The sequence below is a fragment of the Saccharopolyspora shandongensis genome (assembly GCF_900106995.1).
GTDB classification, from domain to species: domain Bacteria; phylum Actinomycetota; class Actinomycetes; order Mycobacteriales; family Pseudonocardiaceae; genus Saccharopolyspora; species Saccharopolyspora shandongensis.
In genome coordinates this window covers 40,448-60,863 of the sequence record NZ_FNOK01000060.1, presented here as the reverse complement: position 1 = coordinate 60,863, position 20,416 = coordinate 40,448, and the positions used below count along the sequence as shown (strand labels likewise).

Here is a 20,416-nt window from a genome sequence, read left to right as displayed (position 1 = left end):
CCCTTGGTGTGTTCTTTGACCGGGTCTTTGAATCCGTCTGCCAGTACGTATTCGTCGGCGCCGGCATCGATTGCGGTGCGGCCTTTTTCGTCGGTCGAGGTGACCGCGATGACCTGGCCGGCTCCGAATGCCTTGGCCGTCTGGATGGAGGCCGTTCCGATTCCGCCGGCGGCGCCGTGGACGAGCACGGATTCGCCTTCGGTCAGTCGGCCGCGTGGCTGCAGGGCGAAGTGTGCGGTGAGGTAGTTGAACGGTACGGCCGCGGCTTGCTCGAAGGACATGTTGTCCGGGATCTTGAAGGTGGTTTCGGGATCCGCGACCGTGTATTCCGCGAATCCGCCGAGGAATGACAGGGCGGCTACCCGGTCACCGGGTTTGAGGCCGGTGTTCGGGGGTGCTTGGATGACGACACCACCGACCTCGGCGCCGGGAATGAACGGGAGGTCCGGCTTCACCTGGTACCGGCCGCGTGTCTGCAGCACCTCGGGGAACGAGACACCGGCGGCATGCACCTCGATGAGCACCTGGCCGGCATTGGGTTCTGGCGCCTCGACGTCAACGATCTCAACTGCGTCGGGGCCATTGAGCTTGGAGATGTGCGCCGCCTTCATGGCGCCGACTGTATGGATGGTCGAGTCTCCGTGCTAGACACCGTTGGCTATCACCATTCCAGCTCGATGCGATACGGGTCGGTGTCGTGACCGGTGGCTCGCGTCGGTGTCGCGTGCTCAGCGATCCGCCGCATGGTCGATCCCGGCTACTTCGAGAATTGCAGCGCCGCTCCCGGATCCGCGAGTTCGGATCGCACGTTTTTCTGCCCGGTGAACGGATCACCGGTCTTTTCGTGCACGATCTCCCGGATTTCACGCAGAATCAACTGGACGATCGGTCCGCGCAGCTCTCCAGATCGAACTGCGACTGAAAGTGTCGTCTTGGCCCACGGCTCGCGGATCGGGATCAGCGTGACACCGTTGCCGCTGACGGTCGAGGTTGCCAACGTGTTCGCGATCGAGATGCCAACGCCCGCGCGCACCATGCGCTGGACCGTTTCCGCGCCGTCCGTGAGGTAGATGAAGCGAGCATCGACGCCCTTGAGCATTCTGTCGAATGCCGCCCGGAGAATGCTGCCCTTCTTGTAGGTGATGAGGGGCTCGCCGCTGAGGTCGTTGACGTCGAACGTCTCGGCGCTGGCCAGCGGGTGGGCGTCCGGAACGCAGAGGACGAGGCGCCCTGAGACCAGATCGGTGTAGTGCAGCTGATCGTCCTCGTCGATTTCATCCGGCTCGTCGAGCCGAATCAGCAGGCCCATGTCGTATTGCCCGCTGGTGAGCCCTTCGCGGACGTCGTAGGTCCCGCCTTCGGTGACCTCGAAGCGAATGTTCGGGTGTTCGGTGTGCATCCGCCGGACAACATCGGGTAGCACGAGCATGCTGCCGGTCGACACCGTTGCGAGCCGAACAGTGCCGGCGCGCAAACCGTCGATGACGCTGGCTTCCTGGCGTAGTAGATCTTCGATCCGAATCGCCGCCATCGCGTGCGGCAGGATTCGCTCAGCCGCGTCCGTTGGACGTACACCTTGGGCTCCCCGGCGCACGAGAACGAGTCCGAGATCCTCTTCGAGACGCTGTACCTGGCTGGTGATCGTCGGCTGCGAGACACCGAGTTCTCTCGCTGCCTGCCGGAACGAACCCGTGCGCAGTGCCGCTTCCAGGTATCGAAGTTGCTCGAACCGCACCGATCACCCCGCTCGTCCGCGCGGCGTGGTCTGGACGCCGTCCGACAGCACTGTCGGACGGGGATGGTACCACGCATTCGAACGCGTGGTAGTAAAGTAATTATGTTGATATGAAAGTGGATTCGTCGCTGCCGGCGCCCGGCGAACGTCTTCTGGACGAAACCCGGCAGCGACCGCAGTCCGAAGTCACAGACCCATCGGGTCGGCAGCACCGGTGCCGCCGTCGATCGCGATCGTGCTCCCGGTGATGTACCCGCCCGCCGGCGTCAACAGGAACGCCACGGTCGCAGCGACCTCGTACGGCTGTCCGAGACGGCCGAGCATCGTATTCGCCCCGTACTGCTTGGCCATGATCCCGTCGGTGTCCGCCGCCACGACTCTGGGGGACAAGAACAACCCTGGTGCGACCGCGTTCACCCGCACGCCGGCGGCACCGTGCTCTTCCGCGAGCTGCTTGACCCACAGCTCGAGAGCGGCCTTGGCCGGACCGTAGCCGGCAGCGTACTTTCCGGCACGAGAACCGCTGAGACTCGAGACGAAGACGATCGAACCGCCACCGCCGTCCGCGACGAGCGGCGCCAGGTGCTGCCCCGCGAGGAAGGCATGGGTGAGGTTCACCCGGAAGTCCTTCTCCCAGTCTTCGAGCGTGAACTCGGGGAGCGGTTTGCGCGTCATCTGGCCGATGACATCGACGAAGCCGCTGAGCGTGGGGAATGCCGACCTGGCGTGGTCGGCGACCGCCCGAGCCCCCTCTTCGGTCGACACGTCCGCGACGATGCGCTCGGCCCCGAGCTCGTCGGCGAGTCGGTTCACCAGGTCCTCGGCGATGTCGACGCACAGGAGCCGGGCGCCCCGGGAAGCCAGCGTGCGTGAGACGTGTTCGCCGATGCCGGCGCCCGCGCCGAGAACGACGTACGCGTTTCCATCGAGCCGGAACAGCCGGTCGTGATCGATCTCGGTTGCGCCCATCGGGGAGTGCGGGTCACTGAACATCGGTCCCGTGATCAATGTCGATCTCCTTCTGCGAAGAGGGCTGCGGTGCTGCGGGGACGCCGTTCGACCCGCGAAACCGGCCGGCTGTGGCGCATCGGCGGATTGCCCGTCAGGTCAGCTCGTAGTGCTCGGGTTCGGCCGCTCGAGTTCCCTCGACGTACCGGTGGGCGGTCAGCGGCCACATGATCGTGGAACGGCCTTCGGCGTTCTGGTACCAGCTGTGGGTCTTCGACCATCCCCAGACGCGCTTGCCGCTCTCCTCGGTGACTTCCTCCTGGTACTCCTCGAAGACGTCGTGGCGCAGCGACATCGCGCGGTGTCCGGTTTCCAGCAGCGTCTTGATCGCGCTGAGCAGGTACACGGTCTGGCACTCGAGGAAGAAGACGACGTTGCCGTGCAGCAGCAGGCCGGTGTTCGGGCCGTAGAGGCAGAACATGTTGGGAAAATCAGGAACCGCAATGCCGAAGTAGGCGCATGCGTCGATACCCCAGGTCTCGTGCAGGTCCTTGCCGCCCCTGCCGGTCACCTTCATAGGCATGAGGAAGTCGGACGCCTTGAAACCGGTGGCGAATACGATCACGTCGACCGGGATGTGCTCGCCGTCAGCGGTCCAGACCCCGGTTTCGTCCACCCGCTCGACGCCATCCGCGACGAGCTGGACGTTGTCGCGCTTGAGGGTCTCGATCCAGGTCCCGTCGTCGCGGATGATCCGCTTGGCGCCAGGCGGATAATCGGGGATGATCTTCTCCGCCAGATCCGGCCGGTCCTCCACCTGGCCGAGCAGGTAGTCGGTCAGCAGGACGCGCAACTGCTCGTTGACCGCCGATACGGCGCGCTCGGTCGGCGGATAGTCCGGGTCGATCGTCGCGGCGGCAAGCCTGCCGATCGCTCGGGGCAGGAAGATGGAGAAGCGGTAGTACGACCGGTACAGCGGGATGTTGCGCAGCAGCCATCGTTCTTCCTCTGGAAGATCGCGGCGCAGCTCGGGAGTGGGCTGCAGGAATGGTGCGGTGCGCTGGAAGATGACCAGTTCGTCGGCCTGGCGCGCCAGAGCCGGGCCGACTTGCACTCCGCTGGCGCCGGTGCCGATGAGAGCGACCCGCTTTCCCGCGAAGTCGACGGAATGGTCCCATTGCGCGGTGTGGAAAGCCGGGCCGGCGAAGGTATCGAGGCCTTCGATCGCCGGGATGAGCGGCCGGTTGAGCTGACCGACCGCCGATACGACGATGTCGTACTCGTCGGCGCGTTCGCCGCCGTGATCGTCGATCGTCTCCACGGTCCAGAGCTGCGATTCGTCGTCCCAGTTCGCGGCGGTGACTTCGGTGTTGAGGACGATGTGGTCGACCAGACCGTGCTCCTCGGCGAACGACCGCAAGTAGTCGAAGATCACGTCCTGGCGGCAGAAGTAGGACGGCCAGTCGTACGGGTAGAACGAGTACGTGTAGATGTAGCTGTGGACGTCGATCCGGCAGTCCGGGTACGTGTTCTCGTACCAGGTGCCGCCGAGGTCGTCGCCCTTCTCGATGATGGTGAAGTCGATGCCCGCCTGCTTCATGCGCAGACCGGCCATCAGGCCCGAAAGACCGGCGCCGATGATCGCTACCCGCATCGACCGGTCGGCAGCGATGTCGTCCTTGGTCCACCGAGGGGCGCGCTCATCGACGCCGGGGGGCACGAATGCCGCGTGCAGCAGCGGCACGTTCTTCTCGTCGGTGCTGCCCAACGCCCAGTCGCTGATGGCCGTCAGCACGGCGGGACTGGGGCGCTGCGGCCAGGTGCCCATCGTCGGTAGCAGCGGCTCGAGCTTCTCGAGGCACAGAGCGCGAATCTGCGACTCGACGTCAGGGGTGAGGCCGCCCGCGGGCAGCAGCTCGGGTTTCGGACGCCAGTCCGGCCGCAGGACCTCCGCGTCATCGGTGAGGTGCGCGACCAGCATGAGGAGGGCCGGCGTTTCGGCAGCATGAATGCATCGCCGGAGGTCATCGATAGTCGGTTCGCTGGCGGAGGACTGTTCCATGCCTGATCCTTCGGGTGCTGCGACGCGGGTCAATTCGCCACTTCTGGATCGCGTTGCGCCAAGAACTCGGTGAGCATGGCGGCGACCGGGGTTGGGTGGGTGAATGCCGTGAGGTGTCCGCCGGGCACGAAAGCCAGCCGCGCCTGCGGAATGCCGGCAGCGAGTTGCTCGACCACCGTGCGAGGCGTGCTCACGTCCTCCTGGCCGCCGATGACCAGCGTCGGCAGGTCCGGTGGAACCTGGAAGTCGCCGACGGCGGTCATCGAAGTCAGGGTCGCGGCGTGCACCTGGGGGTCGGAACCGAGGTACTGCTCGCGCGCCCGCGCCGCGAGCGCGGAGATCGATTCATCGTGCTGCGGCTGATCGCCGAACCAACGGCCGAGGGTCGCGTCCGCCATGGCGGCGATGCCGTTCGGTGCCAAGGCGGCCTGTGCGCGCGCAGCGTTGCCTTCTCGCGCTGCGTCGTTGAACGAGCCCGCCGTGGCGATGAGGACGACCTTGTCCACGCGCTGCGGATGACGGGCGGCGAACGCTTGGGCGACCATCCCGCCCAGCGAGATTCCCAGGACGCTGGCTCGATGTACCGCTAGGTGATCAAGTAGCTGCGTGATGTCGTCGGCGAATCGCGCAAGGCTGATCTGATCAGGCTGTCCTTCGCTGCAGCCGTGCCCGCGGACATCGGGGATCACGCACCGGAACTCCGCACCCAGCTGCTCGGCCAAGGGCTCGAACCACGATCCGTCGAGGGCGAGCGAGTGCACGAGCACGATGTTCTCGGCACCGTCGCCGACGATGCGGTAGGCCAGCCGAGCGCCGTCGGCGGCGGTGAAGTGCTCAGTCATCGTCGCTCGCGAATTCCGCCGGCTCGATGTTCAGGCTGAAATCCTTCAGCACGAGCACGGCACGATTGTCGTGGATGAAGCTGTGGTCGACGTGGTCGAACTCGATTCCCAGATCCTGGGTGGACCGGTTTTCCTCGACTGCTGGTGTTCCCACCGGCAACCTCCTGAATTGGTGAATCCCATCAATCGACGGCGGAACTTCGCAACTGGCGCGAACCGCTCCATTGCGGCCCTCGGATTCTTCGGTGCGAAGCCCCGTGGATCAGGCGGATAACCGGGACCTTTCTTCTTCGCCGATTGAACCAGAGTGAATCGCGATCGCATTCTCGACAACAAGGTTCCGGAAGTCTGCTTGAGCCGCGATCGCGGTGTCAAGACGTCGTAGTCGCGCATGCGGCTATCACCCTGACAGACAGCGGCCCATTGCCCTGGGCGGCTCACCCGGCGGGCCTGTGCGCACCACGATTCGAGGGAGCAGGTCATGTTCGATTTCGCCGGCCGAGTCGTCATCGTCACTGGCGCTTCGGATCCGTGCACGCTAGAGCGTGACGAGAAGCTCCTTGAGACCGAAGAAGGCGCGGTCCTCGCGGTAGGAGAGGTTCGCGAGAGCGGGGTCGACGAGTTCCATCTCGGGGTAGCGTTCGAAGATCTTCGGCACTGCGATGGCCAGTTCGAGGCGGGCGAGGCTCTGGCCGAGGCATTGGTGCGAGCCGAAGCTGAACGCCATGTGCTGGGGTTTGGTTTCCGGGATCGCGAAATCGGCCCAGCGCGTGCGCTCGAAATACGACTCGTCGTGGTTGGCCGACCAGATCGAGGCGATGACGCCTTCGCCCGCGCGGACGACGTGGCCGTTGACGTCGATGTCTTCCATAGCGGCGCGACGTGGACCCATGCGGGCGACGGACAGGACGCGCAGGAGTTCTTCGACGGCGACGTCCCAGTCCCGTTCGCCGTTTCGCAGCAGCGCGAGCTGGTCGGGTCGCTTGAGCAGGGTCAGCACCGATAGCCCGATCATGTTGGCGGTCGTGTCGTGCCCGCCGACGATCAGGCTCGTCACGAGCGAGGCGAGCTGGATGCGGGTCAGCCCGCCGACCGCTTCTTGCTCCTCGAGGATCTTGGTCAACATGTCGTCGCCGGGGTTCTTCGCCTTCTGGTCGGCGATTTGGAGGCTCAGCTCGGCGAACTCCTCGACAACCTCGTGCATCTCGTCGAGGGGAAGCACCAGGTTCGTCATGTGATCGGTCAGTTCGTGGAACCGCGGCGCGGTCTCGATCGGGATGCCGAGCAGATCGGTGATGACGGTCGTGGGGATGGACAGCGCGAATTCGGAGACCAGGTCGAGCGGCTGCGGCAGGTCGGGGAGACGTTCGAGGTGTTCGTCGATGATCTCGGTGACCCGCCGGCGGTATCCCTCGACGGCCTTCGGGGTGAAGTACCTGGTGACGACCCGCCGCAACTTCGTGTGCAACGGGGCATCCACGCGCAGCATGCCGTTCACCGAGATCGGATGACCCCCTCCGGGCAGGCCGCGGACGGGGAAACCCGGGGTCGTCGGGTTCGCGCTGAACCGGGTGTCGCCCAGGACGGCCTTCACATCGTCGAACTTCGTGAACATCCAGGCCTTCATGTCGGGCCCGAGACCGATCTCACCGACCGGGCAACGGCGCAGCTCGCCGAAGTACTCCGGATCGTCCAGCGGTCGATCAGCCGGCGGCGTGAAGCTCAGTTGGCGAAGGTGCGGACAGGCCTCAGCGGCATCCGCCTCAGCTGAATTGTCTTCGTGCATCTGGCTTTCCACCGTCTCTCCTAGTGAGGGTTTTTCATCCTGGTCGGGTACCGCAGCTGCGGCGTCTGACCTGCGCCTGAGTGCGTGCCGTCGCCAAGCGCCGTCAGGCGCTTTCGGGCCCACCCTCGCAACTGGCACCGCCGCGGGTTCACGGAGCCCACCCCTCTGGGGTTCCTCCGGCGAGGACGGCCCTGACGCCGTGTATTGGCATACATAAGTCAGGGCACCCACAGCCAGGCGGGCGCTGAGGTTCCGCCACCCGCACCGCTACGCAGAACGAGGTTGGAAAAACCTCAGTCGAAATGGACGTCATTCGGCCGTCGGTTCTCGTGCGGCACCGGCGAGAGCTCCTGGCGCCCGTTGCCTACTCGGTCCGACTCCTGCCTTGTGACCTGGGACGACGAGTTGCGACGATTCTCCGCACCCAGTGGGATGTCTGGTAGGTCACAATGCCTACAGCGGTGATTCTTCCCGTCTATCACGAATGAAGGCTGAAGTCGGCCTGGGTGGCCAGGCGCGTCCGCCGGTGGCCGGCCGGTAGCCATCCGGCATCACAGGTGCAGGGTTTTCCTTCTACCCGCGTGGCGCGTCGTTGTGCAGACTCCTCGCCAGGACCCCGTCAATCGCCGCCAAGACCCCGTCGATCGCTGTCGCGTGGGCGGGCATCGGTGCATGGGAAGAAACGGAGACCAACCGCGTGGATCATCAATCGCCGAGTTCGTGGCGTTCGATCATCGGGCAGAGCGTTGCGGCCGGACATCGAGTTCTACCTGAGCCCGAGGGCAAGCAGGTGCTCCAGCACTTCGGAATCCCGGTCCCGGCGGGAACGGCGGATCGCGACGCGGTCAAGGCGGCCTCGGATATCAGCGGCCCGCTGGTGCTGAAGGCCGTGTCACCGACCCTGGTGCACAAGTCGGACGCGGGCGGCGTGCGTGTCGGTCTGAGTGCTGCCGAAGTGGCCGAAGCTGCTCAGCTGATGTCGGCTGCTCTCGCCGAGCAGGGGCACCAGGTCGACCGCTTCCTGGTCGAGGAGAAAGCTGATCCCGGCCACGAAGTCGTCGTAGGCGCGGTGCGAACGCCTGGTGTCGGCTGGGTGGTGATGCTCGGCTTGGGCGGCGTCTTCGTCGAAGTCCTGGCCGATGTGGCGTTCGGGGTGGCGCCCCTTCGGACCGATCAGATCACGGCGATGCTCGACGAACTGCGGGGCCTGCCGATCCTGCAGGGTGCGCGCGGTGCCGAGCCTGCCGATCTCGACGCGCTCGTGACGCTCGTGGAAAGACTCGCAGGGCCCGACGGGCTGCTGGCCGCTCTGCCGCCAGAAGTGGTCGAGCTCGACCTGAATCCCGTCATCGTCAACCCCGCCGGCGCTGTCGCAGTCGATGCGCGGTTCGTCCTCGGCTCGGTGAGTGCCGAGCACCGGTCCGCCGTCGCGCCGAACGATGATCTCTCCGCCCTGTACCAACCGCAGACGATCGCCGTCCTCGGCGCGAGCGCCAAGGGCACGAACGGTGCGAATCGGTACATCCGGGGGCTTCGCGCAGGCGGTTACACCGGGCGGATCGTGCCGATCCACCCGACTGCGGAGGCGATCGAGGGCATTCCGGCGGCCCGCACCATGGCCGATGTCCGGGACGTGGTCGACTACGCCTTCGTCGCGCTACCTTCTGGTGCGGTCGCTGAAGCCCTCCAGGCGCCGGCGGGACAGTTGCGCTTTGCCCAGGTGATCAGCAGCGGGTTCGGCGAGGTCCCCGATGGCGCCGAAATGGAACGGCAGCTCGTCGAGGCGATGCGGGCGCAGAAGACGCGGCTCATCGGGCCGAACTGCCTCGGCACGCATAGTTCCAGCGGGGGGTTCAGCTTCGTGCCGGAAGCGCCGCTCGAGCCCGGTGGGGTCGCAGTGGTATCGCAAAGCGGTGGCCTGAGCGTCGACATCCTGCGCCTTGGCGCCGCGCGGGGGCTCGCCTTCCACAGCCTGACCAGCATCGGCAACGCCGCCGACCTGGGACCTGCGGAGATCGTCGACTTCCTGCTGGGAGCGCAGGAAGTCAGTGTGATCGGACTCTACCTGGAGTCGCTCGGGCACGCCCGCAGTGTGCTCGACCTGCTGGCCGAACACAGCTGCGTCAAGCCGATCGTGTTGCTTGCCGGCGGCCGGACGTCCGAGGGCTCTCGGGCTGCGTCCAGCCACACCGGCGCGTTGGCCGGGAATCACCGGCTGTGGCCCGCCGTCGCTCGGCAGGCCGGCATGGTCCTGACCGATTCGCTCGATGAGTTCGTCAACGTCCTGCTCGCCTTCGACACAGCCGACCTGACGCAGCCGTACACCAACAGCGACGGAGTGCTGTTCGGCAACGGTGGGGGAGCCAGTGTCCTGGCCGCGGATTCCCTTGCCCACCACGGACTTCGCGTACCGGTGCTGTCGCCGGACACGGTCGCGAAGATCGAGGGACTGGGCCTACCGCCCGGAAATGGACTGTTCAACCCGATCGACACCCCGGCGCCCACTCTTGGTGTGAACGGTGGCGCCGTCGCCGGTGACATTCTTTCGATCGTCCTCGACGCGATGACGCCGGCGGTGGTGATCACCCATCTGAATGTCGGGATCATCCATCGCAACCTCAGCCAGACGCACGGCGACGTGACCGCAGCGATCATCGGCAGCATCGGACGAGTGCGCGCCGAGACGGGCCTGGCGTCACTGCACTACCTGGTGCTCAAGGGCGATGGCAAGTCGGACGTCGATGAGCTCATCCGCAGCTACGTCCAGCTGGCGAGGAGTGCCGGTCTGCCCGTGTACGGCTCGGTCGAGGACGCGGCGCGCGCGGCCCAGGTCGTCCTCGAGTTCCGCAAACGGGCATCTCACGCCGCTCGACCGAACCCGGGACAGATGGCCGATCTCGGCGGCTGAAGCGGCCGATGCGAAAGGATCCGATCCAGCTGACACGCGATCATCGCGAAGAGCACCTCGCCCACAGCGCGCAGGCACTCGCCACGGGTGGGGAGCGCAAGCTCGCCGCGCGCGCCGAAAAGGGCGAGCTGAACGCGCGCTATCGGGTTGCTCGCCTCTTCGATGAGGGGAGCTTCCGCGAGACCGGTCTGTTCGCGACGTCGTGGGTCTACGGAGTGGAAGACGTGATCGATCCGGCGGATACGAGGGGGTTCCTCATCATCGCCTTGGAAGCGGAGACGCCCGTGAAGGCATATCTGGACCACCCGACGGCAGCTGAGAAACCCGCCGTTGAAGAAGGATTTCCTCTGAGGAGCAACGAATGAAGGTAAAGGTCTACCCCGACAGGTGCTGTGGTTCGGGGCAGTGCGTCCTGGCGGCACCAGCGGTCTTCGATCAGGATGACGACGGAATTATCCTGCTGTTGCAGGAGAACCCGGCCGCGACGGCGAAACCGGAGATCGAGGAGGCGATCGCCGCCTGCCCGACAGCGGCGATCGAGCTCGCGGAGGACTGAGCTGCGATGTCGGGCGAGTCGGTTTCCCGGCCGGTCGGACGGCTGGTTGTGGTGGGTGCGGGACAAGCGGGTGTGCACGTGGTCAGTGCACTTCGCCGTTCTGGTCATGATGGCGACGTGACGCTGATCGGCGGCGAGGATCATCTGCCCTACCAACGTCCGCCGCTGTCGAAGGCCTTTCTCAAGGATCCTCATCCCGCACACATCGTGTTTCACCAGGCAGAGCACTACGACAGCATCGGCGTGCGGTTGCTGTGCGGAGACCCGACGCGAGGAATCGATCGCGACCACGGGCTCGTCGTTCTCGAGTCCGGAGTGGAGGTTCCCTACGACCATCTGGTGCTCGCAACCGGTTCGCGTCCCAGAACGCTCGATGAGTTGTCGTCGGCCGGGAACGTGTTCACCGTCCACGGCTGGAGTGACTCCTGCCGGTTGCATGAACGGCTCGGCGGTGCGCGGTCGATGCTCCTGATCGGCGGCGGATTCATCGGGCTGGAGGTCGCCACCGTCGCGAGTGAACTCGGTTGCGAGGTGACCGTGGTCGAGCAGGCGACTCGCGTGCTCGGCCACATGCTTCCTCCGCTCGTCGCCGACTTCCTCGCCGGTCGGCACGCCGAGTCGGGGGTCAAGTTCCGATTCGGCGAGACGATCACGTCGTTCGGGTTCGACGCGAACGGTGACGTGCGGTGGGCCACGACCAGCTCCGGTGCCCGCGTCGACGCGGACGTCGTGGCCGTCGGCATCGGGTCGCAGCCGCGAGTGGACCTCGCCGAGCGCGCGGGCCTCGACACAGCGGACGGGATCATCGTCGACGAGCACCTGACCACATCGGACCCGCGGATCAGTGCGGTCGGCGATTGCATCAGGTTCCCGGCCGGTTCGCGCTCGTGCCGCCTCACCAGCGTGCAACATGCCACGGATTCCGCGCAGTACCTGGCGAAAGCCCTTCTCGGCACTCGCCCCGGGTACGACCCGGTGCCGTGGTTCTGGACAGATCAAGCCGGTGTCAAGGTGCAGATCACCGGCATGCCTGGGCGGTCCGCAGACCGCTCAGAGCTCATCGGCGATGTGAGCACCGGCCGATTCGCGGTGTGGCGGTACGACGGCGACGAGTTCATCGGCGGAGAGGCCGTCGGGATGCCGCGTGAGCACCTCAAGATGCGCCGCGAACTCGCTGAGACGAGACGATCCAGCCGAGCAACCGGGTGAGACGGTGCACCGCCCCGAAGGGATTCGGTGCCGGCGATGTGCCGGACGTCCTCAGCAAGCAGCAAGTGGATGCGATCGTTGTCCGCGAGGACTACGCCAAGCAACATCCGGATCTGCCAAGGAAGGCCAGATCAAGTACGAGGACCTGGTGCCCGACTTCGCCCGCGCCTGATCGCCCGCGGTGGAGGGCCGGGCGCGGCGTCGCGCCCGGCCCTCCACCGCGGGCGATGTGGCCGGTTTGGAGCTGCGCCGGCCAGCTCGTGATCAATGACCCGATCAAGCGCTGGACACCGGGGGCGATGATTCTGGTCGACAGGTGGTTGCCGGGAAGGCGTCCTCAGAAGCCGAAGTCGCTGAGGCCGGGGTGGTCGTCGGGGCGGCGGCCCAGCGGCCAGAAGTACTTGCGCTCGGATTCGGCGATCGGGAGGGTGTTGATGGAGGCGTGGCGGGTGTGCATCAAGCCGTGCTCGTCGTACTCCCAGTTCTCATTGCCGTAGGAGCGGTACCAGTTGCCGGCGTCGTCGCGGTGTTCGTAGGCGAAGCGCACGGCGATGCGGTTGCCGTCGTACGCCCACAGCTCCTTGATCAGCCGGTAGTCGAGCTCGGTGTTCCACTTGCGGGTCAGCAAGGCGACGATCTCGTCTCGGCCGGTGGCGTACTCCGAGCGGTTGCGCCAGCGGGAGTCCGCGGTGTAGCCCAGCGACACCTTCTGGGGGTCGCGGGTGTTCCAGGCGTCCTCGGCCAGCCGAACCTTTTCGATGGCGGTCTCCCGGGTGAACGGCGGCACCGGAGGGCGGGTCGTGTCGGTCATGTCGATTCCTTCGAACTCTGGACTCACCGCATGTCCGGCGAGCCTGGGGACAGCAGGGAGAACGACCGTTCTCGCTATGTCTGATAGCGTAGAGAACGGTGGTTCTCCACGCAAGGGGGCATAGATGCTGGATCAGGACATGGCAAGGGAGCAGGTGCTGGAGGCGGCCGAGGGGCTGTTCTACGCACGGGGCATCCAGGCGGTCGGGATGGATGCGGTGCGCAATGCCTCCGGGGTGTCGCTCAAGCGTCTCTACCAGCTGTTCCCGTCCAAGGAGGCGCTCGTGCTGGAGTTCCTGAAGCAGCGCGATTCGCGGTGGCGCCGAGCCCTCGCCGACCACGTCGACGAGGGGGCATCTCCCGACGAGCGGATCCTCTCGGTGTTCGACTGGCTGTACAAGTGGTTCTCCGAACCGGACTACCGCGGGTGTGCCTTCATCAACTCCTTCGGCGAGCTGGGCGCGGTCTCGGCCGACGTCGCCGAGCAGGCCCGACACCACAAGAAGGCCTTCCGCGACTACCTCGCCGGACTGGTGACGGCAGCTGGCCGGCCCGTCGAGCTAGCAGAGCACCTCGCGCTGCTCGCCGAAGGAGCGATCACCACCGCGGCGATCTCCGGCACCCCCGAACCAGCGCACCAAGCTCGAGACGCCGCGCGCCTCCTGATGCGCGCACCTGTACAGAACGCCACGGCCGGCTCGATCCGCACCCGGTAGATCCGCGGCCGGAGGAAGCTGGCGCCGCACCCTTGTTGCCACGATCAAATGACAGACCGGGTCGATTCATCCGCTGAGCGAGCCAGCCGCATCGACCCCGCCCAGGCTGCGAAGTATCACCGGCTCATGACGGAGCACGCACTACCAGCGTCTCGTCGGGTGGAACGGAATCGTCAGCGAGGCGACGGCACGCCGAGGGAAGGCCTCGCGGTAGCGGCAACCTCGGGCTGTTACTCCGAGCGGTCGCCCGGTGCGTTCTCGAAGAGGTGGGTGCGCGCAAGCACTTCTCGGTGGAACCGGGAGACCGAGTCGACGAGTGCGGCCACCTGTGCGCCGGCCCAGTGGGTCCTGTCCCAGCCGGCGTACAGGGTCACGGAGAGCAGGCTCTCGCCTGCCCGGATGGCGACCGGGGTGAGTCCGAAGATCGCTTTGTCGGTGAGCACGGCGATCCCGTGGCCCGAGGCTGCCAAGGCGCGGGCCACGACGGTTGTCGAGACGACTCGCGGCTCGTTGTAGACCAGACCCTCGCGTGCGGCAGCCGCGTCGAGCGCCAGCCGACCCGCATTGACGGGATGCATCAGGATCAATTGCTCGTGGACGAGATCGGTCAGCTCGACTTCGCCGATTCGCGCCAGCCGGTGGGTCGGTGGCACCAGCGCGAGCACGGGGGCGTGACCCACGACGCGGGATTCCATCGATCCGGGTGGCGGGATGGGCGCGATGCCGAGGTCGGCATCTCCGCGCGCAACGACGTCGTACACGCTGCGCGCGTCGCGTTCGAGGATGTCGCGAATTGAAGAGGCGGCGCCTCGGTCGGCGAGGTAGGGCGCCAGGAAGTCGGCGATCGTGGTCGGGGGTGCGGCGACGATCAACGGCATGCCATGCCCTTGGGTCATGGTCCTGACCGCGCCCAGCGTGCGGTCGGCCCGGGCCACCAGGTCACGGGCGAGGGGCAGGAAGCGCTCCCCGGCGAAGGTGAGCTTTCGCGGCCCCGGCGTGCGCGAGAAGAGTTCCACTCCCAGGCTGCGCTCGAGGTTGCGCAGTTGGCGGGAGAGCGAGGGCTGTGCGATTCGGACATCGCGCGCGGCCGCCGTGATCGAGCCTTGGTCGACCACTGCCAGGAAGTAACGCAGAACTCTGATCTCCACCATGCCTCCGAGGTATGGGCAGCGATGGTAACGGGCATTAGACGGCATATGCCACATGCGCTCAGAATCAGATCCCGTTCCGGTCACCGAGTGAGGGCACATCAGGGCCTCAACGCTCCCGTCGTCGAGGAGACGGCATGTCAAGTTCTTCTGATCTCCGCGCAGCCCGCCGGGCGGGCCTCGGATCGTTCATCGGCACCGCGATCGAGTGGTACGACTTCTTCATCTTCGGAACCGCTGCGGCGCTCGTGTTCGGGGAGGTCTTCTTTCCCACGGCGTCACCGGTAGCCGGTCTGCTCGCGTCTTTCGCGACCTTCTGGACGGGTTTCCTGGCCCGGCCGCTGGGAGGTGTGGTCTTCGGACATCTCGGCGATCGGATCGGCCGCAAGAAGACGCTCGTCACCACGCTGGTCCTCATGGGCGTCTCCAGTACCGCCATCGGTCTGGTGCCCAGCTATGCCTCGATCGGGATGGCTGCCCCGGCCCTCCTCATCCTGCTCCGATTGGTGCAGGGCCTGGCGCTGGGCGGTGAATGGGGAGGAGCTGTGCTGATCGCGGCTGAGCACGCGCCACCGAGCCGTCGAATCCTCTTCGGTGCCTTCGCCCAGCAGGGCTCGCCGGCGGGTGGCCTGATGGCGACCCTGGTCTTCCTGGGCGTGAGCCGGCTGTCGGCTGAGGACTTCGCGGCCTGGGGGTGGCGTGTTCCGTTCCTCGTGTCTGCGGTCCTGCTGGTAGTGGGCCTGGTGATCAGGCTGACAGTGGCCGAGTCGCCGGAGTTCTTGGCGACCAAGCAACGCGGCGAGATCGTCAAGGCGCCGGCGGCAGAAGTGCTGCGGACGGCCCCGGGTGCAGTCCTGTTGGGAATCGGGGCATCGGCTATCGGGATCGGCGCAGCGTACTTCCTGAACGCGTTCACGATCGCTTGGACCACGACCGAGCTCGGCGTGCCCCGGGCGACGATCCTGTCGGCCCTGCTGGTGGGCACCATCATCCAGTTCGTTGCGCAACCGGTGGCAGCGCTGATCGCGCACCGCGTCGGCGCCACGCGGTTCATGATCGTGGCTCTGGTGGCGAGCGCCCTCCTCACCCCGGTCTTCTACCTGCTCGTCAGCACGGGTGACGGGAGCAAGATCGTCCTCGGCATCGTCCTCATCAACATCGTCGCGCCGGCCTACTTCGCCGTCCTCGCCGGATTCCTCACGCAGGCCTTCCCCGCCAGGGTCCGATACACCGGAATCTCGTTGGCCTACCAGCTTTCCGCAACGGTGATCGGCGGCTCGGTCCCGCTGATCGCACAATCCCTGCTCTCCAGCGGCGGGATCGGCCTGGTCGTCGCCTACCACGTCGGGCTGATCGTCTTGACCTTGGTGTGCGTGGCCGCGCTGGGCCGCAGGATCGCGAAGTCCCAAGGCGTTGCGGATCTGCCGGACAACTCGGACCTTCGCGCCAGCGATGCGCCCGCGTGAGACTCGGTGCGGCATTCACCCCGGGTGAACCAGTACGCGCGCCAGTGGACGTGAGGCGCGGCCCCAGCTTTCTCAACATCGAAAACCTGGAAGGAATCGCATGCATTCGTCAGCCGAGCCGCGCATCTTCCGCGCGCGTCGGGTCATCACGCCGTCCTCCCCATCCGCTGACGCGGTCGCGGTGCTCGGGGACAGAATCGTTGCGGTGGGCGATGCGGACGACCTTCGGCGGTCGCTGCCTCTCGCGCGGCTCGTGGACCTGGGCGACGCAGTTGTCACCCCTGGCTTCAACGACGCGCACGTGCACCTGTCGATGGCCGCCGACAACGAGCTCCAGGTCGACGTGTCCCCCGCGGAGGTGTCCTCCCTCGCGGAGCTGACCGCGAAGGTCGGAGCCGCTGCGAGGAGCGAACCGGTGGACGGCTGGGTCCGCGCCTTCGGCTACGACGATGCGCGGATGGCCGAGGGGCGCCGGCTTACCCGTTGGGACCTGGACGCGGTCACGGGCGATGTCCCGGCGATCGTGTTGCACGTCGCCTGTCACTGGGGTGTGGTCAACTCGGCAGCGCTGGCCGCGGGCGGCATCACCGATGAGTCGCTACCTCCGAGCGGTGGCGAGTACGGCCGGGACGCGGCCGGGCGGCTCGATGGCGTCCTCTACGAACGCGCGTTGAACGAATTCGCCTACGGTCACGTCAATTCGGCGGGAGGTCCAGTCGTACCGCAGTCTCGGTTCGACGACCGTGTCGAGGCGCTTGGACGCGTGGTGCGCCGCTGGCACGCGGCCGGCGTGACATCGGTGTGCGACGCACTCGTGGGGCCAGACGACATCCGCCTCTTCGCCGCGGCGCGGGAGCAGGGGCTGCTGACGATGAGGGTCGGGTTCCTCCTGGCCGCGGAGCACTACGACACCTTGCGCCGGCTCGGCCTTCGTTCGGGCTTCGGGGACGCCGGGCTTCGTTTCGTCGGTGTCAAGACCTTCGCCGATGGCGCGGTCGGCGGCCGGACGTGCCTGGTCGACGAGCCGCACCACGGCACTGGCGGCCACGGCATCCAGGTGCTCACGCGGGAGGAACTCGCCGACATCGTCCGGGCGGTGCACGGCGACGGCAACCGGGTCTGCGTCCACGCCAACGGAGACAGGGCGATCCGGCTCGTGCTCGACGAACTCGAATGCGCCCACCGGGAAGTGCCCAAACCTGGTCTGCGGCACCGCATCGAGCACTGCAGCATGGTGGACGACGATATCCTCGGCCGGATCCGGGCCCTGTCTGCGATCGCTGTGCCGTTCGGCAACTACGTTCACCAGCATGGCGGGCGCTTGATCGATTGGTACGGCGAGTCCCGGGTGGAGCGGATGTTCGCCCACCGCTCCTTCCTGGACGCCGGCATCACCGTCGCTGGTTCGTCCGACTATCCGTGTGGTCCGGTGGAACCCCTCCTGGCGCTGCAGAGCATGGTCACGCGGACCGGCTGGGACGGATCGGTTGTCGGAGCGGGGCAGCGGGTCTCGCCGGCCGAGGCGTTGTCGGTCTACACAACTGGATCAGCGGCCAGCACCGGTGAGGAAGGGCTGAAGGGCTCACTGGTCGTCGGTCAGCTCGCCGATTTCGTGGTGCTCGAAGATGACCCGCTCGAGGTGCCCCACGACCAGATCTCGAAGATCGCAGTCCGGGCCACCTACGTCGGTGGTACGGAGGTCTACGCGCGCGAATGATGATCCGATGAGGATTTGTGGGCTCTCCGAGGGACAGACGTGACTTGTGGGTCGGGAGAGACAGCGCGGCGCTTGATGCGGCCGGGAGCCGCATCGAGCAGTTTCAGGTAGCCGGCTGCCGCGAGCCGTGCGCTGGCGGGGCGGCTCCGGCTCCGGCTCCGACCCCGGGGCCGGAGCCGGATTGCAACACTGGCTCCGGCGATCTGCTCGCCTGCCCGTCGTCGCTGTCGGCCTAGGTGGTGGGCGTCCCGGCCTCGACCAGTGCGCCGGCGAGGAAGTCGACGAGCTCGTGGTGGGCGTCGAGGGGGAGGACGTTCGCGACGTACTGGTCCGGTCGGACGACCACGAGAGCTCCTCGTTCCCGGTCCAGGCCGCGCAGATCGAAGATGTCGGTAGCCGGATCGGGGCAGAAGACCTTCTCGTAGTCGATGAGCTCGAACGATCCCTTGCGGGGGAGGAGGACCCGCGGCAGGTCATCGACGGTGACGTCGCGATGTCCCTGCTGGAGGACGGCCCGGACGTCGATCACCGAGTCGGGGTCGGCGCCGGGCGGGGTGAACCGGGCGATCGGTGAGCCTTCCGAGGCCAGGAACCCGGCCAGTTCCCGCAGCCGGGAATCGGGGCCGCCCGGATGGGCCCGGTCGGCGAACGCGTAGAGGCGCCAGGCGCCGTCGGCCCGGGCCGCGTGGCCGAGGTGCATCGGCTTGGCGTCGGCCAGCCGGATGACCGGCGCGGAGTGGAACCGCATCCCGATCGGGAAGCCCTCCGCCAGGTGCTGGTGGGTCGGTGCCGCGGTGAGGATGGAGGGCTCGTAGCGGACCGCCACCCCGGCGGTGAACCGGCCCTGCTCGCGGAAGTAGTGCTGGAACCGCGCCGGGTCGGCGCCCTCCTCGCTGTCGGGTCGGGCGCTGAACGCCGCGGCGAATTCGCGGTCGAAGTCGATGAGCTGCTGGGCGACCTTCTGCCGTTCCGCCGAGTAGGTGCTCAGCACCTCGGGCCGCGAGGTCCCGCGGAGCACGGTGCCGAGCTTCCACCCGAGGTTCCAGGCGTCGGCCATCGAGACGTTCATGCCCTGCCCGGCCTTCGCGCTGTGGGTGTGGCAGGCGTCGCCGGCGATGAAGACGCGAGGCCGGCGGGTCTCGGTCTCGGCGTCGGGGACGTCGTCGAAGCGATCGCAGAGGCGCTGGCCGATCTCGTAGACCGCCCACCACCCGACGTGCTTCACGTCGAGGGTGTAGGGGTGCAGGATCCGGTTGGCGACCGCGGTGAGCTTCTCCGGGGTCGCGCTGCGTTCGCGGAGCATCTCGGCGTCACGGTCGTTGTCGAGCTCGATGTAGAGCCGGACCAGGTAGCCGCCTTCGCGCGGGATGACCAGGATGCTGCCCTGTTCGGAGTGGATGGCGGACTTGAGCCGGATGTCGGGGAAGTCGGTGACGGCGAGGACGTCCAGCACGCCCCACGATTGGTTGGCCGTGTCGCCCTGGAGGCGGCGGCCGATGGCTTCCCGGGTGCCGCTGCGCGAGCCGTCGCAACCGACGACGTACCGGGCGCGGATGGTCGAGCTCTCTCCGGTCGGCTGGAAGTCCTTGACGTGCTCAAGCGTGACCGTGACCGGGTACTCGGCGTCGGTGTCGATCCGCACGTCGGTGGCGTGCAGCCCGTAGACGGGTTCGGCGCGGGAGGCGGAGCGGCGCATGTGGTCGCGCAGATAGGCCAGCATCCGCGCCTGGTTGACGATCATGTGCGGCATCTCGGAGATGCCGTCCTCGACGTCGTCGATGCGTCCGGTTCGGACGATCGAGGTGCCGTCCTGGGGGTCCGGTCGCCAGAAGGTCACCTCGTTGACCTGGTAGCCCTCGTGGATGAGCTGGTCGGCCAGGCCGAACGCCTCGAACATCTCCACCGTGCGGCACGCCACGCCGTCGGCTTGGCCGACCTCGAGCGGTCCGTCCCGCCGGTCGACGATCACGGTGTGGATCTCGGGGAACTCGGCGAGCTGGGCCGCCAGGACCAGCCCGGCCGGGCCGCAGCCGATGATCAGAACGTCGGCCGTGTCCGGCAGGCCGCTCGGACGGTCGGCCAGGGACGGGTGGGGGTCGGCGACGAACGGGTCTCCGGGCTGGTAGCCGTCGAGATAGAACTGCACTGGTCTTGCTCCTCTGGGCATCGGGCTCCCCGGGTCGTCTGGGCGCGGGCTGCTGAGCCTTGCCGCGGACTGCCGGTAGCACCTTCCATCGTGCGGTAGTGACGCCCTGGCGGAAAGTCTGTTCTGCTATGAGGAACGGCCGTGGGCTCCACGAATCGGCGTGTGTGCGCCGTTCGCGAAGGACGGCTGCGGCTGAGAAGAGCGCCGCTGTGCCGCGGGTGTTCGCCTATTCAAGCGGCTGGACCGCGGCGGCGTCCGCTTCCCAGGATGTGTCCATTCAATCGGGGGTTCGTTGCCCTTTCGGGCAAGGTTGATCGAATGCGGCCGAAGCCGGGTGGTGGACGCAACCTCGGTTGGTGTGGTGCGT

Annotated in this window: 17 protein-coding genes; 7 read left to right on the top strand and 10 right to left on the bottom strand. The window is 66.9% G+C overall.

Translation table 11 applies throughout. The features are described 5' to 3' along the window. From BLW84_RS38580 to BLW84_RS38555, 7 genes are all read right to left on the bottom strand, one after another. Nucleotides 1-611: alcohol dehydrogenase catalytic domain-containing protein (locus BLW84_RS38580; protein ID WP_143061256.1), on the bottom strand; the 611-nt coding region annotated here is incomplete at its 3' end. 146 nt (nt 612-757) lie between these two features. Next, the gene (locus tag BLW84_RS38575; RefSeq protein WP_093276192.1) at nt 758-1,735 is read right to left on the bottom strand and encodes a LysR family transcriptional regulator; all 978 of its coding nucleotides are present in this window, start codon (nt 1,733-1,735) and stop codon (nt 758-760) included. 186 nt (nt 1,736-1,921) lie between these two features. Further along, nucleotides 1,922-2,743, bottom strand: a complete 822-nt coding sequence (locus BLW84_RS38570) for an SDR family NAD(P)-dependent oxidoreductase (RefSeq protein WP_143061255.1) — start codon at nt 2,741-2,743, stop codon at nt 1,922-1,924. Between the two features lie 94 nt (nt 2,744-2,837). Then, the gene (locus BLW84_RS38565) at nt 2,838-4,745 is read right to left on the bottom strand and encodes a flavin-containing monooxygenase (RefSeq protein WP_093276187.1); all 1,908 of its coding nucleotides are present in this window, start codon (nt 4,743-4,745) and stop codon (nt 2,838-2,840) included. Between the two features lie 29 nt (nt 4,746-4,774). Beyond that, the gene (locus BLW84_RS38560; RefSeq protein WP_093276185.1) at nt 4,775-5,587 is read right to left on the bottom strand and encodes an alpha/beta fold hydrolase; all 813 of its coding nucleotides are present in this window, start codon (nt 5,585-5,587) and stop codon (nt 4,775-4,777) included. After that, the gene (locus BLW84_RS48025) at nt 5,580-5,741 is read right to left on the bottom strand and encodes a hypothetical protein (protein ID WP_177226928.1); all 162 of its coding nucleotides are present in this window, start codon (nt 5,739-5,741) and stop codon (nt 5,580-5,582) included. The genes BLW84_RS38560 and BLW84_RS48025 overlap by 8 nt, the downstream gene beginning before the upstream one ends. Before the next feature lie 384 nt (nt 5,742-6,125). Continuing rightward, complete coding sequence (locus BLW84_RS38555) at nt 6,126-7,373, bottom strand: cytochrome P450 (RefSeq protein ID WP_093276183.1); 1,248 nt, start codon at nt 7,371-7,373, stop codon at nt 6,126-6,128. A gap of 697 nt (nt 7,374-8,070) precedes the next feature. Here BLW84_RS38555 and BLW84_RS38550 point away from each other — a divergent pair. The 4 genes from BLW84_RS38550 to BLW84_RS38535 are packed head-to-tail and all read left to right on the top strand — an operon-like array spanning nt 8,071 to nt 12,046. Next, complete coding sequence (locus BLW84_RS38550; RefSeq protein ID WP_177226927.1) at nt 8,071-10,281, top strand: acetate--CoA ligase family protein; 2,211 nt, start codon at nt 8,071-8,073, stop codon at nt 10,279-10,281. Between the two features lie 8 nt (nt 10,282-10,289). Continuing rightward, the gene (locus BLW84_RS38545) at nt 10,290-10,646 is read left to right on the top strand and encodes a hypothetical protein (RefSeq protein WP_093276179.1); all 357 of its coding nucleotides are present in this window, start codon (nt 10,290-10,292) and stop codon (nt 10,644-10,646) included. Beyond that, nucleotides 10,643-10,837, top strand: coding sequence for a ferredoxin (locus BLW84_RS38540; RefSeq protein WP_093276177.1), 195 nt, complete (start codon nt 10,643-10,645; stop codon nt 10,835-10,837). The genes BLW84_RS38545 and BLW84_RS38540 overlap by 4 nt, the downstream gene beginning before the upstream one ends. A gap of 6 nt (nt 10,838-10,843) precedes the next feature. After that, nucleotides 10,844-12,046, top strand: a complete 1,203-nt coding sequence (locus BLW84_RS38535; protein WP_093276175.1) for an NAD(P)/FAD-dependent oxidoreductase — start codon at nt 10,844-10,846, stop codon at nt 12,044-12,046. A 337-nt stretch (nt 12,047-12,383) separates the two neighbouring features. On the opposite strand, the gene BLW84_RS38530 is transcribed toward BLW84_RS38535, so the two are convergent. Continuing rightward, nucleotides 12,384-12,857, bottom strand: coding sequence for a nuclear transport factor 2 family protein (locus tag BLW84_RS38530; RefSeq protein WP_093276174.1), 474 nt, complete (start codon nt 12,855-12,857; stop codon nt 12,384-12,386). A gap of 124 nt (nt 12,858-12,981) precedes the next feature. Between BLW84_RS38530 and BLW84_RS38525 the strand changes: the two genes are divergently transcribed. Then, nucleotides 12,982-13,572, top strand: coding sequence for a TetR/AcrR family transcriptional regulator (locus BLW84_RS38525; protein ID WP_093276172.1), 591 nt, complete (start codon nt 12,982-12,984; stop codon nt 13,570-13,572). A 230-nt stretch (nt 13,573-13,802) separates the two neighbouring features. Here BLW84_RS38525 and BLW84_RS38520 read toward each other — a convergent pair whose 3' ends face one another. Continuing rightward, the gene (locus tag BLW84_RS38520) at nt 13,803-14,723 is read right to left on the bottom strand and encodes a LysR family transcriptional regulator (RefSeq protein ID WP_281247487.1); all 921 of its coding nucleotides are present in this window, start codon (nt 14,721-14,723) and stop codon (nt 13,803-13,805) included. A 134-nt stretch (nt 14,724-14,857) separates the two neighbouring features. Between BLW84_RS38520 and BLW84_RS38515 the strand changes: the two genes are divergently transcribed. Further along, nucleotides 14,858-16,186, top strand: a complete 1,329-nt coding sequence (locus tag BLW84_RS38515; RefSeq protein WP_093276171.1) for an MFS transporter — start codon at nt 14,858-14,860, stop codon at nt 16,184-16,186. 100 nt (nt 16,187-16,286) lie between these two features. Beyond that, nucleotides 16,287-17,903, top strand: a complete 1,617-nt coding sequence (locus BLW84_RS38510; protein WP_093276169.1) for an amidohydrolase — start codon at nt 16,287-16,289, stop codon at nt 17,901-17,903. Between the two features lie 232 nt (nt 17,904-18,135). Here BLW84_RS38510 and BLW84_RS38505 read toward each other — a convergent pair whose 3' ends face one another. Beyond that, nucleotides 18,136-20,049, bottom strand: coding sequence for an FAD-binding monooxygenase (locus BLW84_RS38505; RefSeq protein WP_093276168.1), 1,914 nt, complete (start codon nt 20,047-20,049; stop codon nt 18,136-18,138). Nucleotides 20,050-20,416 lie beyond the last annotated feature (367 nt).

Excerpts from the sequence above, each read along its gene's own strand:
- BLW84_RS38565 (WP_093276187.1), bottom strand. The coding sequence starts at position 4,745 with ATGGAACAGTCCTCCGCCAGCGAACCGACTATCGATGACCTCCGGCGA.
- BLW84_RS38560 (WP_093276185.1), bottom strand. The coding sequence starts at position 5,587 with ATGACTGAGCACTTCACCGCCGCCGACGGCGCTCGGCTGGCCTACCGC.
- BLW84_RS38555 (WP_093276183.1), bottom strand. The coding sequence starts at position 7,373 with ATGCACGAAGACAATTCAGCTGAGGCGGATGCCGCTGAGGCCTGTCCG.
- BLW84_RS38545 (WP_093276179.1), top strand. The coding sequence starts at position 10,290 with ATGCGAAAGGATCCGATCCAGCTGACACGCGATCATCGCGAAGAGCAC.
- BLW84_RS38540 (WP_093276177.1), top strand. The coding sequence starts at position 10,643 with ATGAAGGTAAAGGTCTACCCCGACAGGTGCTGTGGTTCGGGGCAGTGC.
- BLW84_RS38535 (WP_093276175.1), top strand. The coding sequence starts at position 10,844 with ATGTCGGGCGAGTCGGTTTCCCGGCCGGTCGGACGGCTGGTTGTGGTG.
- BLW84_RS38530 (WP_093276174.1), bottom strand. The coding sequence starts at position 12,857 with ATGACCGACACGACCCGCCCTCCGGTGCCGCCGTTCACCCGGGAGACC.
- BLW84_RS38525 (WP_093276172.1), top strand. The coding sequence starts at position 12,982 with ATGCTGGATCAGGACATGGCAAGGGAGCAGGTGCTGGAGGCGGCCGAG.
- BLW84_RS38520 (WP_281247487.1), bottom strand. The coding sequence starts at position 14,723 with ATGGTGGAGATCAGAGTTCTGCGTTACTTCCTGGCAGTGGTCGACCAA.
- BLW84_RS38515 (WP_093276171.1), top strand. The coding sequence starts at position 14,858 with ATGTCAAGTTCTTCTGATCTCCGCGCAGCCCGCCGGGCGGGCCTCGGA.
- BLW84_RS38510 (WP_093276169.1), top strand. The coding sequence starts at position 16,287 with ATGCATTCGTCAGCCGAGCCGCGCATCTTCCGCGCGCGTCGGGTCATC.